General features: G+C 70.1%; 17 protein-coding genes. 8 read left to right on the top strand and 9 right to left on the bottom strand.

Annotation, left to right across the window (positions count from 1 at the left end):
- Positions 1-146 precede the first annotated feature (146 nt).
- Positions 147-1,583, bottom strand: a complete 1,437-nt coding sequence (locus ACTWQO_RS03035) for an ABC transporter permease (protein WP_443235608.1) — start codon at positions 1,581-1,583, stop codon at positions 147-149.
- 161 nt (positions 1,584-1,744) lie between these two features.
- On the opposite strand from ACTWQO_RS03035, the gene ACTWQO_RS03040 reads away from it, so the two are divergent.
- Positions 1,745-2,515: a group II truncated hemoglobin gene (locus ACTWQO_RS03040; protein ID WP_443235609.1), complete on the top strand. Its 771-nt coding sequence runs from the start codon at positions 1,745-1,747 to the stop codon at positions 2,513-2,515.
- A gap of 4 nt (positions 2,516-2,519) precedes the next feature.
- Here the strand turns inward: ACTWQO_RS03040 and ACTWQO_RS03045 are convergent, their stop codons facing one another.
- A complete protein-coding gene (locus ACTWQO_RS03045; RefSeq protein WP_443235610.1) occupies positions 2,520-3,434 on the bottom strand; it encodes a helix-turn-helix domain-containing protein in 915 nt (304 codons plus the stop codon).
- Positions 3,435-3,604: 170 nt separating this feature from the next.
- Between ACTWQO_RS03045 and ACTWQO_RS03050 the strand changes: the two genes are divergently transcribed.
- A complete protein-coding gene (locus ACTWQO_RS03050) occupies positions 3,605-4,648 on the top strand; it encodes an NAD(P)-dependent alcohol dehydrogenase (protein WP_443235611.1) in 1,044 nt (347 codons plus the stop codon).
- A gap of 132 nt (positions 4,649-4,780) precedes the next feature.
- The gene (locus tag ACTWQO_RS03055; RefSeq protein ID WP_443235612.1) at positions 4,781-5,164 is read left to right on the top strand and encodes a VOC family protein; all 384 of its coding nucleotides are present in this window, start codon (positions 4,781-4,783) and stop codon (positions 5,162-5,164) included.
- A 23-nt stretch (positions 5,165-5,187) separates the two neighbouring features.
- On the opposite strand, the gene ACTWQO_RS03060 is transcribed toward ACTWQO_RS03055, so the two are convergent.
- The gene (locus tag ACTWQO_RS03060) at positions 5,188-6,102 is read right to left on the bottom strand and encodes a DUF5829 family protein (RefSeq protein WP_443235751.1); all 915 of its coding nucleotides are present in this window, start codon (positions 6,100-6,102) and stop codon (positions 5,188-5,190) included.
- 246 nt (positions 6,103-6,348) lie between these two features.
- Between ACTWQO_RS03060 and msrA the strand changes: the two genes are divergently transcribed.
- Positions 6,349-6,861, top strand: a complete 513-nt coding sequence (gene msrA / locus ACTWQO_RS03065) for a peptide-methionine (S)-S-oxide reductase MsrA (RefSeq protein ID WP_443235613.1) — start codon at positions 6,349-6,351, stop codon at positions 6,859-6,861.
- Between the two features lie 30 nt (positions 6,862-6,891).
- On the opposite strand, the gene ACTWQO_RS03070 is transcribed toward msrA, so the two are convergent.
- Positions 6,892-8,010: a hypothetical protein gene (locus ACTWQO_RS03070; protein ID WP_443235614.1), complete on the bottom strand. Its 1,119-nt coding sequence runs from the start codon at positions 8,008-8,010 to the stop codon at positions 6,892-6,894.
- 107 nt (positions 8,011-8,117) lie between these two features.
- Here ACTWQO_RS03070 and ACTWQO_RS03075 point away from each other — a divergent pair, with 107 nt between their 5' ends.
- Positions 8,118-9,275 (top strand): cystathionine gamma-synthase, encoded by a 1,158-nt coding sequence (locus ACTWQO_RS03075; RefSeq protein ID WP_443235615.1) that lies wholly within the window; start codon positions 8,118-8,120, stop codon positions 9,273-9,275.
- A gap of 6 nt (positions 9,276-9,281) precedes the next feature.
- On the opposite strand, the gene ACTWQO_RS03080 is transcribed toward ACTWQO_RS03075, so the two are convergent.
- From ACTWQO_RS03080 to ACTWQO_RS03090, 3 genes are all read right to left on the bottom strand, one after another.
- Complete coding sequence (locus tag ACTWQO_RS03080) at positions 9,282-9,530, bottom strand: hypothetical protein (protein WP_443235616.1); 249 nt, start codon at positions 9,528-9,530, stop codon at positions 9,282-9,284.
- Entirely contained in the window at positions 9,527-10,030 is a 504-nt protein-coding gene (locus ACTWQO_RS03085; RefSeq protein ID WP_443235617.1) for a sigma factor-like helix-turn-helix DNA-binding protein, read from the bottom strand. The genes ACTWQO_RS03080 and ACTWQO_RS03085 overlap by 4 nt, the downstream gene beginning before the upstream one ends.
- 167 nt (positions 10,031-10,197) lie before the next feature.
- A complete protein-coding gene (locus ACTWQO_RS03090; protein ID WP_443235618.1) occupies positions 10,198-10,704 on the bottom strand; it encodes a MarR family winged helix-turn-helix transcriptional regulator in 507 nt (168 codons plus the stop codon).
- Positions 10,705-10,867: 163 nt separating this feature from the next.
- On the opposite strand from ACTWQO_RS03090, the gene ilvA reads away from it, so the two are divergent.
- From ilvA to ACTWQO_RS03105, 3 genes are all read left to right on the top strand, one after another.
- Positions 10,868-12,097 carry a threonine ammonia-lyase gene (gene ilvA / locus ACTWQO_RS03095; RefSeq protein WP_443235619.1) on the top strand — a complete coding sequence of 410 codons (1,230 nt, stop codon included), beginning with the start codon at positions 10,868-10,870 and terminating at the stop codon, positions 12,095-12,097.
- Between the two features lie 195 nt (positions 12,098-12,292).
- The gene (locus tag ACTWQO_RS03100) at positions 12,293-13,303 is read left to right on the top strand and encodes an ATP-binding cassette domain-containing protein (protein ID WP_443235620.1); all 1,011 of its coding nucleotides are present in this window, start codon (positions 12,293-12,295) and stop codon (positions 13,301-13,303) included.
- Complete coding sequence (locus ACTWQO_RS03105) at positions 13,300-14,145, top strand: ABC transporter permease (RefSeq protein WP_443235621.1); 846 nt, start codon at positions 13,300-13,302, stop codon at positions 14,143-14,145. Before ACTWQO_RS03100 ends, ACTWQO_RS03105 begins: the two co-directional genes overlap by 4 nt.
- 97 nt (positions 14,146-14,242) lie before the next feature.
- Here ACTWQO_RS03105 and greA read toward each other — a convergent pair whose 3' ends face one another.
- Complete coding sequence (gene greA, locus ACTWQO_RS03110; protein WP_443235622.1) at positions 14,243-14,743, bottom strand: transcription elongation factor GreA; 501 nt, start codon at positions 14,741-14,743, stop codon at positions 14,243-14,245.
- Positions 14,744-14,911: 168 nt separating this feature from the next.
- A complete protein-coding gene (locus ACTWQO_RS03115; RefSeq protein WP_443235623.1) occupies positions 14,912-15,310 on the bottom strand; it encodes a DUF4307 domain-containing protein in 399 nt (132 codons plus the stop codon).
- Between the last annotated feature and the right edge of the window lie 55 nt (positions 15,311-15,365).

The raw sequence follows: 15,365 nt of genomic DNA on the forward strand, positions 1-15,365 counted from the left end.
CCGCCAAGCTGCGGGCAGTCGTGCCGCCTGGGGCGGCACGGGTGGGCGCAGGCGGTGCCCCGGCAGCGCCGGGCTGCGCGGCCCGCCCCGCCTCAGCCACCGCGCCGGGCTGCGCGAACGCCCCGGCCGGCCGCAGCCGACGTCGGCTACTCGACGCGGCGCAGTGCGTCCGCCGGGCGGAGCCGTGATGCTCGCCAGCCGCCGAACGCTCCCGCGATCAGGCCGCCCGTGACCGCGAGGGCAACCGCGAGGGCAACCGTCGTAAGGCTGACGGGTGCGGTCAGTGCGACGTCGAGTGTCGTGGACGATGCCTGCCGCGCCGGGCCGCCGCCCAGTCCACCGCCGCCGGTGCGACCGCCACCGCCACCGCCGCCCAACTGTGCCTGCAACGTGGGGCTGATGGCCGTCACCACATACGCTCCCGCCAAGCCCAACGCGATCCCCAGCGCACCGCCCAGCAGCCCGTTGACCATCGCCTCGCCGACGACCTGCCGGGTCACCCGCCCCGACTTCCACCCCAGCGCCTTGAGCGTGCCGAACTCCCGCACGCGCCGGGACACGGCCGACGACGTGAGCAGCCCGGCGACCAGGAACGCCGCCACCAGCACCGCGATGGACAGCCACTTGCCGACGCTCGTCGCGAGGTCGGACGCGGTGGAGAGGGAACCGGAGACGGTGTCCGCGAGATCGGCGGAGGTCGTCACCGTCGTACCGGAAATGTTCTTCTGGATCTCGGACTTGACGGAGTCGATCTGCTGGGAGTCGGTGGCCTGGACATAGATCGTGGTGACCTTGTCCTTGGAGTCGCTGAGGGTCTGCGCCTGCTTCAGCGGGATGTAGAGGTTCGCCGCCGAGTCACCGCTGTCGGCCGTGGCGATGCCGATGACCTCGAACTTGGTGCCCTTGATGGTGACCGTGGAGCCGACCTTCAGCGACTTCTCCTTGGCGTAGGCGGAGTCGGCGATGACGACCTTGGCGTTGGTCTCCGACGACGTGAACGTACGACCGCTGGTGATCTTCGAGGAGGTCAGCGGACCGAGCGCCGGCTCGGTGACGTCCGTGCCGTAGACCGAGTAGCTGTCGACGTCGAAGTCGGCGCCGCCGCCCCGCACTTCGCCGCCCTGCGGCGGGCCGTCACCGTCACCGCCGCCACCGCCGCCGCCCTGCTGGAACTGGCCGGGGGTGAAGTTGCCGTTCACCTTGAGGACCTGGAGGCTGAGGCCGCCGACCGCGTCGGAGACGCCGTCCTGGTCGCCGACCTTGGCGATGGTGGAGTCGGCCAGAGTCTCGAAGCCCTGCACCACGACGCGGTCGCTGCTCTGCTCCTCCTCGCCGTTCTGCGCGTCGAACCGGAAGCGAGGCGCCTGTTGTGAACCATCCGATGCCGGGGCCGCCTTGGTGACGGTCATGTCCGTACCGAGCCCGTACAGCGACTCGAGGACCTTGTCCTGCGCCTTCCCCATGCCGGACGACACGGAGTTGACCACGATGACCAGCGCGATACCCAGCGCAAGGCCGGAGGCGACGACGAGGGCCGCCTTTCTGCGGCGGCGCAGCTCGCGCCTCAGGTAGGTGAAGAACATGTGCCGCAAGCTAGGTACGCACCGTGATGAAGGGATAAGCCCGGGATAAGAGATGCATGAGAAGGCTGTACGTGACCCAGGAACCAACTTTCGCTGAGCGCTGAGCCGACGCCCCGCCGGAGGAGCAGCTTCCGCCGTACCGCCGTGCTTGTGTGGGTTCCATGAGCGCACACAGCGTCGAATACATCCGGTACCGCATCCCCGAACAGCAGTCGGCGGAGTTCCTCGCCGCCTACACCCGAGCCGCGGCCCAGCTGGCGGCGGCCCCGCAGTGCGTCGGCTACGAACTGGCGCGCTGCGAGGAGGATTTCGAGCACTTCGTCCTGCGCATCACCTGGACCTCGACCGAGGACCATCTGGAAGGCTTCCGGAAGTCGGAGCTGTTCGCCGACTTCCTCGCCGAGATCCGCCCGTACATCGGCAGCATCGAGGAGATGCGCCACTACAAGCCGACGACGGTACGTGGCACGGGCGCGTCCGTCCCCACGCTGTACGCCTGGGCCGGCGGCACGGAGGCCTTCGCCCGGCTGACCGAGGTCTTCTACGACAAGGTCCTCAAGGACGACCTCCTCGCCCCGGTCTTCGCCGGTCTCGCGCCCGAGCACGCCGAGCACGTCGCCCTCTGGCTCGGTGAGGTCTTCGGCGGCCCGCCCGCCTACTCCGAGACCCAGGGCGGCCACGGCCACATGGTCGCCAAGCACTTCGGCCGGAACATCACCGAGCCGCAGCGCCGCCGCTGGGTGAACCTCATCCAGGACGCGGCGGACGAGGCGGGCCTGCCGACGGATGCCGAGTTCCGCTCGGCGTTCCTGGCGTATGTGGAGTGGGGGACGCGGCTGGCCGTGTACTTCTCCGGCCCGGACGCGAAGCCGCCCGCCGAGCAGCCGGTGCCGAGGTGGACCTGGGGAGCGGCGCCGCCGTATCAGGGGTGAGCGGTCAGCCGGTCGCCGGCCTGCCCGTACCGGCCTTCGTCGCGTCGGCTCCCCAGCTGGCCAGCAGCCGCAGCGCCTCCGCCGACGGTGACCCCGGCTCCGCGTGGTACGTGATCAGGGTCTGTTCCGTGCCGTCGATGAGGCGGAACGACTCGAAGTTCAAGGTCAGCTCGCCGACCAGGGGATGCCGTAGGCGCTTGACGCCGTAGCTCTTCTCCTTGACGTCATGGGTGGCCCACAGCCGCCGGAACTCCTCGCTCTTGACGGAGAGTTCGCCGACCAGCGCGGACAGACGCGGGTCGTCCGGGTGGCAGCCCGCGTCCATGCGCAGATAGGCGACGATGTCGAACGCCTTCTGGTCCCATTCCATGAACAGATCGCGGTACTCCGGCCGCAGGAACACCAGCCGCGCCCAGTTCCGCTCCTGCACCGGCAGCTCCGCCCAGTCGCCGAAGACCGCCGCCGCCATCCGGTTCCAGGCGAGGATGTCCGAACGCCGGCCCGTGATGTACGCGGGCACCCCGTCGATCGAGTCCAGCAGCTGCGCCAGCGCGGGCCGCACCTGCTCCGTCCGCGCGGCCTGCTTCTTCTTGTTCTGCTTGGGCTTCGCCAGGTGCGTCAGATGCGCATGCTCGGCGTCGCTCAGCCGCAGCGCCCGCGCGATCGCGTCCAGCACCTCCGCCGAGACGTTCCGCCCGTTGCCCTGCTCCAGGCGCGTGTAGTACGCCACGGACACCCCGGCCAGCTGCGCCAGCTCCTCGCGGCGCAGCCCCGGCACCCGGCGGTGCCGCCCGAAGTCCGGCAGCCCGACGTCCTCCGGCTTCAGCCGGGCACGCCGGGTGCGCAGGAACTCACTGAGCTCGGCGCGCCGGTCCAGGTTCCCGCCGGTCTCGTGCACCGGTTCGAGCTGTTCGTCCATGCCTCAAGTATTCACGGTCGTACGCACCGGAGCCTGACCCCAGCGGTAGTAGGACCAGTGAACGTACACAGAACGGTGGCCTGGGTGAATGTCGCGGCCTTCGGCACGCTGGACGTCGTGCCCGGTCAGAAGGCGGCCGGGCGCACGTATCCCCCTAGGAGAACCCCGGCATGACCACTGTTGCTGCATACGCCGCACCCGGCGCCAAGGCTCCGCTCGAGCGCACGACGATCGAGCGGCGCGCGGTCCGCGAATTCGATGTGCTGATCGACATCAAGTTCGCCGGAATCTGCCACTCGGACATCCACCAGGCCCGCGAGGGCTGGGGCGAGGCCATCTTCCCGATGGTGCCCGGCCACGAGATCGCCGGCGTGGTCTCCGAGGTCGGCCCCGGTGTCACCAAGTTCGCCGTCGGGGACCGCGTCGGCGTCGGCTGCATGGTCGACTCCTGCCGCGAGTGCGAGAACTGCAAGGCCGGCCTGGAGCAGTACTGCACCGGTGGCGGCATGATCGGCACGTACAACGCCGTCGACAAGGACGGCGAGCCCACCTACGGCGGCTACTCCCGGCAGATCGTCGTGGACGAGAACTACGTCGTCCGCATCCCCGAGGGCCTGTCCCTCGACGAGGCCGCGCCCCTCCTCTGCGCCGGCATCACCACGTACTCCCCGCTCAAGCACTGGAACGCCGGCCCCGGCAAGAAGGTCGCGATCCTCGGCATGGGCGGCCTCGGCCACATGGCCGTCAAGATCGCGCACGCACTCGGCGCCGAGGTGACGGTGCTGTCGCAGTCCCTGCGCAAGAAGGACGACGGCCTCAAGCTGGGCGCCGAGCACTACTACGCCACCAGCGACCCGAAGACCTTCGAGGACCTCCAGGGCACCTTCGACCTGATCCTCTCCACGGTCTCGGCGCCGCTGAACCTGGACCAGTTCCTGTCCCTCCTCAAGACGGACGGCGCCTTCGTGAACGTCGGCGCTCCCGAGGAGCCCGTCGCGCTCAACCTGTTCTCGGTGATCATGGGCCGCAAGACCCTCGCCGGCTCCGGCATCGGCGGCATCCAGGAGACCCAGGAAATGCTGGACTTCTGCGCCGAGCACGGCTTCGGCGCCGAGATCGAGCTGATCGACGCGGACCAGATCAACGACGCGTACGAGCGGGTGCTGGCGAGTGACGTCCGGTACCGGTTCGTGATCGACACGGCGACGATCTGACGTCCACCTGACGGCCGAGGGCCCCGGAGCCGCACGGCTCCGGGGCCCTCGACGCGCCAAGCCTTACCGCAAGTGACCTCGGAGTATGTTGATGGGTGAGGTTGCGTGAGGTTGCGTGAGGAGGCCCACACGATGACGGTCGAGCTGAACCACACCATCGTCGCCGCACACGACAAGAAGGCATCGGCCCGGTTCCTCGCAGACATCCTGGGACTGGAAGTCGGCCCGCCGTACGGCCCGTTCATCCCCGTCGAGATCCCCAACGGCGTGACCCTCGACTACATCGGCACATCCGGCGAGATCACCCCGCAGCACTACGCGTTCCTGGTCTCCGAGGACGACTTCGACACGATCTTCGCCCGCATCCAGGACGCCGGCCTGACCCACTGGGCGGACCCGCACCACACCAGCCCCGGCGAGATCAACCACAACGACGGCGGCCGCGGCACCTACTTCGACGACCCGAACGGCCACAACCTGGAGATCATCACGCGGCCGTACGGGAGCGGGGGCTGAGGCGTTCGGCAGTGCCGGCGCCGCTATGCGGCGTCGCCGAAGGTCCACACGGCGCGAGCGCCCGGGCCGACGACGAGCGTCGACCGCCCGATGCGTTCTTCGTGCCGGTGTCCCAGGGGCCGGTTGAGCGACATCTCGACCTGCCGCAGTCCCACGTGCTCGCGCGGGGCGGCGTCGAACCGGATCGTGGTCCCGCCGCTCTTCGCCAGGACACCGCCGCCCGCCACCGGCCTGACCACGAACCCGCCGGCCCGCAGCAGCGGCACCGTGGCGGCGAGATCGCGTGCGGTGACCGCGAGCCGGACCGAGGTCACATCACGCAACAGACGGTCGCGGTAGCCGTCGGACAGGTAGCGCTCGCGGCCGACGTCACCGGGGTGCCCGGCCGGCTCGGTGTTGCTGCGCGGGTCGGCGAAGTACTCCGGCAGGTACTCCATCCCCCAGGCGCCGAAGGCGTCGTACTCGGTCGTCGTGAAGACGGCGTCGAACCACGGCACCGGTACGCCGTCCCCGAAGTCACGCGTCTGCCGGAACTCGACCGGCTCGGCGACGCCCTGCTCCCGCAGCCGCTCGGTCACTGTCGCCAGATCCCCGGCCCGCTCGGTCGAGACACCCATCCCGGCGGAGCCGAAGCTGCCGTCCTGGCCGGGCAGATCGCCCACCCCGAACAGTTCGAGATAGGTCTCGCGCCCCATCAGATAGCGACCGGTCCACGTCACCCCGCCGGCACCGGTCGTCGTACGGACCTGGAAGTTGGCGAAGTCCCGCAGATAGGCCGAGTGCTCGATGGCGTCCGCGGTCTCCCGGTCGAGCACACCGTAGGCGTGGTTGTAGAACAGCAACTGCCGCTCGGGCACCGGCCGGTCGGCTTCGGCCTGCGCCATCCCCGAACTCCCCTGGAGCGCCGTCACAAGCGCCACGGCAAGCACCATCACCATCCGCACCATCCGGCGAAGCAGCATGCGAGCGATCGTAGGCCGGAGCCTCGGCGTCCGCTGCGGCGCGGAGGAAATCGCCGGGGGACGGGGCTTTGAGCGTGGGATTGTCCGGCTGCCGCAGGGCGGGTTGGACGGGTACGGAATCGCCGGGAACTCTCGCGCGTTGAGGCGGGTGGGTAGGGGATGCCGGTGGTGTGCGAGCCGAGCAGCCCGAGTGACCGAGCTGACAGAAATTGGAGGGTCGCAATGGCTTCGCAGACGCAGAGGGCCGTGCTGGCGGGCGGATGCTTCTGGGGGATGCAGGACCTGATCCGCCGGCTCCCGGGCGTGACGGCGACCCGGGTCGGATACACCGGGGGTGATGTGCCGAACGCGACGTACCGCAACCATGGCACGCACGCGGAGGCCATCGAGATCCTCTTCGACCCCGAGAAGACCGACTTCCGCGCGATCCTGGAGTTGTTCTTCCAGATCCACGACCCGAGCACCAAGAACCGCCAGGGCAACGACATCGGCCTCAGCTACCGCTCGGCGATCTACTACGTGGACGACGAGCAGAAGCGGATCGCCGAGGACACCATCGCGGACGTGGACGCCTCCGGACTGTGGCCGGGCAAGGTCGTCACCGAGGTGGAGCCGGTCGGCCCCTTCTGGGAGGCCGAGCCCGAGCACCAGGACTACCTGGAGCGCTACCCCGACGGCTACACCTGCCACTTCCCGCGCCCGGGATGGCGGCTGCCCGCCCGCGCGGAGGGCTGACCGCGCGGAGGCGCGCGAGGCGGAATTCCGTCAGTGCGGCAGCGTCGCCGGGCTGCCGCCGTTCGCCTCGTAGCCCGCCACCGCCAGTGCGCGGTACACCGCGAACTCGGCCGCCGGGTCGGTGGACATGGTCCAGGGCAGGGCGCCCACGTGGCCGTCGACGTGTATCAGCTGGTTCATGGCCTCGGCCCAGCGCTCGGAGCGGACCAGGAAGAAGACCAGAAGGTGGCGGACGTGCGCCAGCATCGGGTCGTCGGAGCGGGCCGCGTGGACGGCGAAGAGCGCGCCGTGGACCGCCTTCGTCACGACCTCGCTCTGGTAGAAGCCGCTGACCAGGTTCACCTCGGGCAGGTGCTCGAAGACCGCGAACAGCGGCATCGCGGCGAGGAGAGATCCCTGCGGCGCCCGGGCCGCTGCCGCCTCCGCGAAGGACATCGCCAGCTCGCGCGAGCCGTGCCACTTCTCGCACCAGTAGTGCAGGGCGGCGAGGTGCGCCCCCATGTGGGCCGGCGCGCGGTCCAGGATCTTCAGCCAGAGCTGCTCGAACTCCGCCCGGGGATAGGCCAGTCCACGGGCCACCGACAGCTCGACGATGTACGGGATCGGATCACCGGGAGCCAGCAGCGCGGCCTCGCCGCACGCCGCCTTCGCCTCCTCCATGATGATCCGGAACTCGTCCGTGCCGGGCGTCGACGTCCGCCACGCCTGCTGCACCAGGAACTCCGCGTGCACCGCCGCGCCGCCCGCGTCCTTCGGGGCCTCGGTCCGCCAGACCCGCAGCCACTGCCCGCCCGGCGTCTCGCTGACCCCGCCCGGCCGCTGGCTGAGCTCCAGCGACGCGGCGCCCGCGAAGGCCTGCACGCGCTGCCAGCGCCGCTCACCCTCCGCCTCCGTGCCCGCGAGGAGCTGCGCCGCCGCCCGGTAGTCCTGCGTGTGCTGCACCACGTCCAGGACGTCCAGCAGGTCCTGGTCGGGGCCGGGCATGCGGATGTCCAGCTCCTCCTGCAGGACGAACCCGTAGTTCGCGGGGTCCGCGGCGTCCGGGTGGCCCGGCGCGACCTGCTCGATCATGCCCCGCCTGCGCCGCAGGAAGGGCAGCAGCACGAAGCCGAGCAGGACCAGCGCCATCAGGACCCAGATAATCTCCATGCCTCCAGCGTTCCAGACGCCGCCGACAATTGGCCAACGTGGCCCCCGGCCTGTGGATAACCTCGCCATCCGTCGTCGGGCCCACAAGCGCACTACTCTCGGTGCCCATGAGCGACAGGCACATCAGTCAGCACTTCGAGACCCTCGCGATCCACGCGGGCAACACCGCCGATCCCCTCACCGGCGCGGTCGTCCCGCCGATCTACCAGGTCTCGACCTACAAGCAGGACGGCGTGGGCGGCCTGCGCGGTGGCTACGAGTACAGCCGCAGCGCCAACCCGACCAGGACCGCCCTGGAAGAGAACCTCGCCGCCCTGGAGGGCGGCCGCCGAGGCCTCGCGTTCGCGTCCGGACTGGCGGCCGAGGACTGCCTGTTGCGTACGCTGCTCAGCCCCGGCGATCACGTGGTCATCCCCAACGACGCGTACGGCGGCACATTCCGCCTCTTCGCGAAGGTCGTCTCCCGATGGGGCGTGGAGTGGTCGGTCGCCGACACCGGCGACCCGGCCGCCGTACGGGCCGCGATCACTCCGAAGACGAAGGCAGTGTGGGTGGAGACGCCCTCCAACCCGCTGCTCGGCATCACCGACATCGCCGCCGTCGCCCAGATCGCCCATGACGCGGGCGCCCGGCTCGTCGTGGACAACACCTTCGCCACGCCCTATCTGCAGCAGCCGCTGTCGCTCGGCGCCGACGTCGTCGTGCACTCGCTGACCAAGTACATGGGCGGTCACTCGGACGTCGTCGGGGGTGCGCTGATCGTCGGTGACACCGACCTGGGCGACGAGCTGGCGTTCCACCAGAACGCGATGGGCGCGGTCGCCGGGCCCTTCGACTCGTGGCTGGTGCTGCGCGGCGCGAAGACGCTCCCGGTGCGCATGGACCGGCACAGCGAGAACGCCACCAAGGTCGCCGAGATGCTGACCCGGCACGCGCGCGTGACGCGCGTCCTCTACCCGGGCCTGGAGGACCACCCCGGTCACGAGGTCGCCGCGAAGCAGATGCGGGCGTTCGGCGGCATGGTCTCCTTCCAGGTCGAGGGCGGCGAGGAGGCGGCCGTAGAGGTCTGCAACCGCGCCAAGGTCTTCACGCTCGGCGAGTCGCTGGGCGGCGTCGAGTCGCTGATCGAGCACCCGGGCCGCATGACGCACGCGTCCGCCGCCGGCTCGGCACTGGAGGTCCCCGCCGACCTCGTACGCCTCTCCGTGGGCATCGAGAACGTCGACGACCTCCTGGAGGACCTCCAGCAGGCGCTGGGCCGATAGGCCGGGTCACCAGCCCGTGAGCGGTGGAGTCGTCTCCGACGGCGGCTCCACCCACGGGCGGGCCGTCAGGGCCCAGACCAGGAAGGCCACCGACGCCGCGAACAGCAGCAGCCACAGGATCCGGCGGGCCGCTGTCCTGCGGCGCAGCATGCGGCCGCCGCGGCGCATCGCATCCGCATGGAGGTCGGGCGGCACGGGCGGCGGGGTCTGCTCCAGGAGCTGCCGTACGAGGGCTTCACGATCGGGCCGGTTCATGACGGCGCCACCCCCGCTTCGACCACGGCCGGTGCCGGTCCCCGGGGCGGATGCAGCAGTGTCGTCGTCGCGCGGTTGCAGATCGCGCGGACCCGCTCGACGGACAGGCCGAGCAGTGCCGCCGTCTGCTCCTCGGCGACCCCCTCGTACAGCCGCAGCACCAGGATCAGCCGCTCCTGCGGTGAGAGCCGGGCCAGCGGGCTGCCGGGGTGCGGGCGGGCGCGGCCGAGTCCGCCGTACTGGTGCCAGGCCGCGCGGGCGAAGCGGGTGGCGAGGTACTGGCGGGTGCGGTCGTACGGGTCCTCGCCGCGCAGCCGGTCCCAGGAGGCGTAGGTGTGGGCGAGGGCCAGGGTGAGCAGCCGTCGCGCGCGTGGGTTGTCGCCCGGGGTCTCCGCCGTGAGGAGTGTGGCGGCATGCAGCAGCCGCCCTGCCGCGCCCGCCACGAACGCCTCGAACTCCCGGGCCCGGCGGGCGCCCTGGGACGCCTGCCGACTGCGCACCACGCCTCCCGCCCCTGAGGAATGACGGGGTCCGGGCGGCGTACGGCGGACGAAGCCGGGTACGACGACTGGCCCCGGTCTCATATGAGGCCAGGGGTGGCCCCACGGTCAAGACTCAGGCGGCACGCGCGCGTGGACGTGATGCGGCGGGAGGTGCCGTACGCGGGTCAGGAGGCCGTCGGGGGCTCCGCGCCCGGCAGGCCCTGGGCGGCCATCCGCTCGGAGAGCGCGGTGTTGAAGCGGGTGAGGAGCGTGCAGAACGCCTCCCGCTCCTCCGGCGCCCAGTCTTCTGTCAGCTCGGCCATCAACTGACGCCGTGACGAGCGCACTTCCTCCAGCCGCGACAGCCCGCGCGGGGAGAGCTGGAGCACCACGGCCCGCCCGTCCTCCGGATGCGAGGTGCGCTTGACCAGCCCGGTGTCGACGAGCGGGGCCACCTGCCGGGTGACCGTGGACGAGTCGATCCCCATGCTCGCGGCGAGCGCCTTGACGCCCATCGGGCCTTCCTTGTCGAGGCGGTTGAGCAGCAGGTATGCGGCGCGGTCCATGGAGTTGCGCACCTGCCCGACGCCGCCGAGCCGGGTCTGTTCGGCACGGCGCGCGAACACCGCCACCTCGTGCTGCAGCGCGTCCAGGAGACCGCGGTCACCGACGGTCGTCATGTCCATCGACATTTCAGGTGTTGTGGGCATGGCCGGGGGCTCACTTCATGAAGGGGGTGCTGGGTTGGGGGACAGGGTACGCGGCCGGGAGGCAGGCCGTACCGGCGCTGCGCAAACCGGTCTCGGAGGTTGGTCACAGCGGTGTCCGACGGCTGTGAACTGCGATGCTTGAGTCATGAGCTACAGCACGGCTGACTCCTTGCGGCCCGTCACCCTCGACGACGTACGCGGCGCCCAGAAGATGCTCACGGGTGTGGCGCGGGTGACCGCGATGGAGGGCAGCAGGCATCTGACCCAGCTGGTCGGCGCTCCGGTGCACTTCAAGTGCGAGAACCTCCAGCGCACCGGGTCGTTCAAGCTGCGCGGCGCGTACGTCCGTATCGCCGGACTGCTGCCGGAGGAGCGGGCCGCCGGTGTCGTCGCCGCGAGCGCGGGCAACCACGCACAGGGGGTCGCCCTGGCGTCCGCGCTGCTCGGGGTGAGATCGACGGTGTTCATGCCGCAGGGCGCCCCGCTGCCGAAGATCAGCGCCACCCGGGAGTACGGTGCCGAGGTGCGGCTGCTCGGTCAGGTGGTCGACGAGACGCTGGCCGCCGCGCAGCGGCACGCGGCCGAGACGGGCGCGGTGTTCATCCATCCCTTCGACCACCCGGACATCATCGCGGGCCAGGGCACGGTCGGGCTGGAGATCCTGGAGCAGTGCCCCGAGGTGCGCACGATCGTCGTCGGTATCGGCGGCGGCGGGCTCGCGGCCGGTATCGCGGTCGCGGTGAAGGCGCTGCGTCCCGACGTGCGGATCGTCGGCGTGCAGGCGGCGGGTGCGGCGGCGTATCCGCCCTCGCTGGCGGCCGGGCGGCCGGTGGCGGTGGAGAACCCGGCGACGATGGCCGACGGCATCAAGGTCGGGCGGCCCGGCGACGTGCCGTTCGGGATCATCGGAAATCTGGTGGACGAAGTCCGCACGGTCACCGAGGATGAACTCGCCACCGCGCTGCTGCTCTGCCTGGAGCGGGCCAAGCTGGTCGTCGAGCCGGCCGGGGCCAGCCCGGTCGCGGCGCTGCTGAGCGATCCCGGAGCCTTCGAGGGCCCGGTGGTCGCGGTGCTGTCCGGGGGCAATGTGGACCCGCTGCTGCTGCAGCGCGTGCTGCGGCACGGCATGGCGGCGCAGGGCCGCTACCTGGCCGTACGGCTGCGGTTGACGGACCGGCCGGGGGCGCTGGCAACGCTACTGGGGGTGTTGTCAGTGGTGGACGCTAACGTCCTCGATGTGAGCCACGCACGGACCGACCCACGGCTCGGGCTCACGGAGGCGGAGGTCGAACTGCATCTGGAGACGAAGGGCACGGCGCACTGCGCCGAGGTCGGCCAAGCCCTGCGCGAGGCGGGCTACACGGTCATCGACTGAGGTCGGAGCGTTCGCTCACTCGTCCGAGCCAATCCTCTTGAGAGACGCGATACATCGCGTTATGGTGTGTCTCGGGTCACTCGCCGGGCGCCTGTCAGTCATCCAACAGGCGGAACAACAGGCGCAAACCCCGTCCTCCCGAAGAACGTGAACTGACGATTTCCTGACCTGTCCCCAACGACGTGGAGAACTCACATGCCAGGCGCCATCTATGCCGAAGGCCTGGTGAAGACCTTCGGTGACGTAAGGGCACTGGACGGCGTCGACCTCGATGTCCCCGAGGGCACGGTGCTGGGCCTGCTCGGGCCGAACGGCGCGGGCAAGACGACGACCGTCCGCTGTCTGACGACGCTGCTGCGCCCCGACAGCGGTTCGGCGGTCGTCGCGGGCATCGACGTGCTCAAGCACCCCGACGCCGTGCGCCGCTCGATCGGCCTGTCCGGCCAGTTCGCGGCGGTCGACGAATACCTGACCGGCCGCGAGAACCTGCAGATGGTCGGCCAGCTCTACCAGATGAAGGCCAAGGCCGCGAAGGTCCGGGCCGCCGAGCTGCTCGAGCAGTTCAATCTCGCGGACGCCGCCGACCGGACCGCGAAGACCTACTCCGGAGGCATGCGCCGCCGGCTCGACCTCGCGGCCGCCCTGGTCGTCTCGCCGCCCGTGATGTTCATGGACGAGCCGACGACCGGCCTCGACCCGCGCAACCGCCAGCAGTTGTGGGAGGTCATCAAACAGCTCGTCTCCGGCGGTACGACGCTGCTGCTGACCACCCAGTATCTGGAGGAGGCCGACCACCTCGCGCACGAGATCGCGGTGGTCGACCACGGCCGTGTCATCGCCCGCGGCACCTCCGACCAGCTCAAGGCCCGCACCGGCGGCGAGCGCGTCGAGGTCGTGGTGCACGAGCGCGACGACATCGCGACCGCCGTCGAGGTGCTCACCGGCTTCGGCAAGGGCGAGACCACCGTCGAGGAGCACACCCGCCAGCTCACCGTGCCCGTCACCGGCGGCGCCAAGCTCCTCGCCGAGATCATCCGCGAACTGGACGTCCGCGGTGTCGAGATCGACGACATCGGCCTGCGCCGGCCCACCCTCGACGACGTGTTCCTGTCCCTCACCGGCCATGTGGCAGAGGTCAAGGACGAAGAAGACGGCACGGCGGCCGGCCCCAAGGACCGCCGGCAGAAGAAGGAGACAGCCAAGTGAGCGCCGTCACCGACGCCGCGCCCGTCGCGGCGCCCACCCACCCCATCGGCCAGTCCATCCGGGACTCGCTGGTCGTCGGCAAACGCAATCTGATCCGGATGTCCCGGATCCCCGAGATGGTGATCTTCGGGCTCATTCAGCCGATCATGTTCGTGGTCATGTTCAGCTATGTGTTCGGCGGCTCCATGAACATCGGCGGCACCACGGACTCCGGTGTCTACCGCGAGTTCCTGATGGCCGGCATCTTCGCCCAGACCGTCACGTTCGCCACCGCGGGCGCGGGGGCGGGCATCGCCGACGACATGCACAAGGGGCTCATCGACCGCTTCCGCTCCCTGCCCATGGCGCGGGGCGCGGTGCTGACCGGGCGGACCTTCGCCGACCTGGTGCAGACGGCGCTCACGCTGCTCGTGCTCGCGATCGTCGCCCTGCTGGTCGGCTGGCGCACGCACACCAACATCGGCGAGGTGCTCGGGGCCTTCGGGCTGCTGCTCCTGCTCGGCTACGCGTTCACCTGGATCGGCGCCTTGATCGGCCTCTCCGTGAGCACGCCCGAGGCGGCCACCTCCGGCGGACTGATCTGGCTCTTCCCGGTCACGTTCATCTCGAACGCGTTCGTGGACTCCAGCAGGCTGACGCCCTGGCTGCAGCACGTGGCCGACTGGAACCCCTTCAGCGCCACGGTCCAGGCCTGCCGAGTGCTCTTCGGCAACCCCGGGGTCTCCACCTCGGACGCCTGGCCCATGCAGCACCCGGTGTGGGCGTCGCTGATCTACTCGGTCCTGATCATCGTCCTCTTCCGGACGCTGTCGGTGCGCAAGTACCGCTCGGCCACGGCCTGACGAGGAGGCCCACGGCTTCAAGACGAGGCCCCCGGCGCCGCAGGGCAGCCGGGGGCTCGTCGAAAATCCGGTCCTGAGGGGGGGCGATCCGGCCGGGTCAGCCGCTGTACGGCTCGGCCTTGAGGATCGTCACGGAGGCCTTCTTGCCGTTCGGCAGCTCGTACTCCGCGTCCTCGCCGACCTTGTGGCCGATCACGCCGGAACCCAGCGGGGACTGCGGGGAGTACGTCTCGATGTCGGAGCTGGCGTACTCGCGCGAGGCAAGCAGGAAGGTCATCGTGTCGTCTTGGTCGCCGTCGAAGGCGATCGTGACGACCATGCCGGGCGCCACCGCACCGTCCGCCGAGGTCGGTGCCTCGCCGACCTTGGCGTTCTCCAGGAGCTGGGTCAGCTGGCGCACACGGAGCTCCTGCTTGCCCTGCTCCTCCTTGGCCGCGTGGTACCCGCCGTTCTCACGCAGGTCGCCCTCCTCGCGCGCGGCGGCGATCTTGGCGGCGATCTCCGTGCGCGCAGGACCAGACAGGTACTCCAGCTCTGCCTTGAGCTGGTTGTACGCCTCCTGGGTCAGCCAGGTGACGTTCTCGCTGGTCTGGGTCACAGGTGCTCCTCGTCGGTACTGGGAATACAAAGCATCGCCCTACCCAGAAGAATGTTCCTTCACGGATGGGCGAAACCACGAGCCTAACAATTCAGCGGCGGAAGGGGGAGGACATAAGCCATCAGAATCACGTCAACGCAGGTCAGCCAGTACGTATTCCGGCTGATGTCAGTCGGCGTGGCAGCCCAGCAGCTCCGCCGTGGTGCCCGGCGAGGTGGTACGGAGCGTGACGACCTTGTCGATGCGTGTGGCGTCCCCGTCGAAGTGGAAGTCCGCCCGGCCGACCTCGGCGCCGTTCTCCGCCTGGGAGCGCACCGTGCAGTAGCCGCTGGCACCGGCGTCCTTACGGACCTCCAGATGCACCTGCACCGAGTTCTTCGACTGCTCGAACTCGATCACTTCAGCACTGATCTTGTTCTGGCCGACGTAGTAGTAGGCGAAATACCCGATCAGGGCGACCAGCGCCACCCCGAGCACGATGGCGGCGACCCTGAGCCTGCCGTCGGCACGCTCGTCCGAGGAGCGGCCGTAACGGCCCTCGGGCAGCCGCGTGCTCGCCGTACTCATGATCGTCCTCTCGGCAGGGGACGGGACAAAAGTCCCGCGAGGGGCTCCGGGACCG

The organism is Streptomyces sp. 4N124, from assembly GCF_052245395.1.
Classification (GTDB): Bacteria; Actinomycetota; Actinomycetes; order Streptomycetales; family Streptomycetaceae; genus Streptomyces.

Bases quoted from the DNA above. Each gene is read 5' to 3' on its own strand.
- ACTWQO_RS03050 (WP_443235611.1), top strand. From the start codon at position 3,605: ATGACCACTGTTGCTGCATACGCCGCACCCGGCGCCAAGGCTCCGCTC.
- ACTWQO_RS03045 (WP_443235610.1), bottom strand. From the start codon at position 3,434: ATGGACGAACAGCTCGAACCGGTGCACGAGACCGGCGGGAACCTGGAC.
- ACTWQO_RS03075 (WP_443235615.1), top strand. From the start codon at position 8,118: ATGAGCGACAGGCACATCAGTCAGCACTTCGAGACCCTCGCGATCCAC.
- ACTWQO_RS03040 (WP_443235609.1), top strand. From the start codon at position 1,745: ATGAGCGCACACAGCGTCGAATACATCCGGTACCGCATCCCCGAACAG.
- msrA (WP_443235613.1), top strand. From the start codon at position 6,349: ATGGCTTCGCAGACGCAGAGGGCCGTGCTGGCGGGCGGATGCTTCTGG.
- ilvA (WP_443235619.1), top strand. From the start codon at position 10,868: ATGAGCTACAGCACGGCTGACTCCTTGCGGCCCGTCACCCTCGACGAC.
- ACTWQO_RS03100 (WP_443235620.1), top strand. From the start codon at position 12,293: ATGCCAGGCGCCATCTATGCCGAAGGCCTGGTGAAGACCTTCGGTGAC.
- ACTWQO_RS03115 (WP_443235623.1), bottom strand. From the start codon at position 15,310: ATGAGTACGGCGAGCACGCGGCTGCCCGAGGGCCGTTACGGCCGCTCC.
- ACTWQO_RS03035 (WP_443235608.1), bottom strand. From the start codon at position 1,583: ATGTTCTTCACCTACCTGAGGCGCGAGCTGCGCCGCCGCAGAAAGGCG.
- ACTWQO_RS03060 (WP_443235751.1), bottom strand. From the start codon at position 6,102: ATGGTGATGGTGCTTGCCGTGGCGCTTGTGACGGCGCTCCAGGGGAGT.
- ACTWQO_RS03070 (WP_443235614.1), bottom strand. From the start codon at position 8,010: ATGGAGATTATCTGGGTCCTGATGGCGCTGGTCCTGCTCGGCTTCGTG.
- ACTWQO_RS03080 (WP_443235616.1), bottom strand. From the start codon at position 9,530: ATGAACCGGCCCGATCGTGAAGCCCTCGTACGGCAGCTCCTGGAGCAG.
- ACTWQO_RS03090 (WP_443235618.1), bottom strand. From the start codon at position 10,704: ATGTCGATGGACATGACGACCGTCGGTGACCGCGGTCTCCTGGACGCG.
- ACTWQO_RS03055 (WP_443235612.1), top strand. From the start codon at position 4,781: ATGACGGTCGAGCTGAACCACACCATCGTCGCCGCACACGACAAGAAG.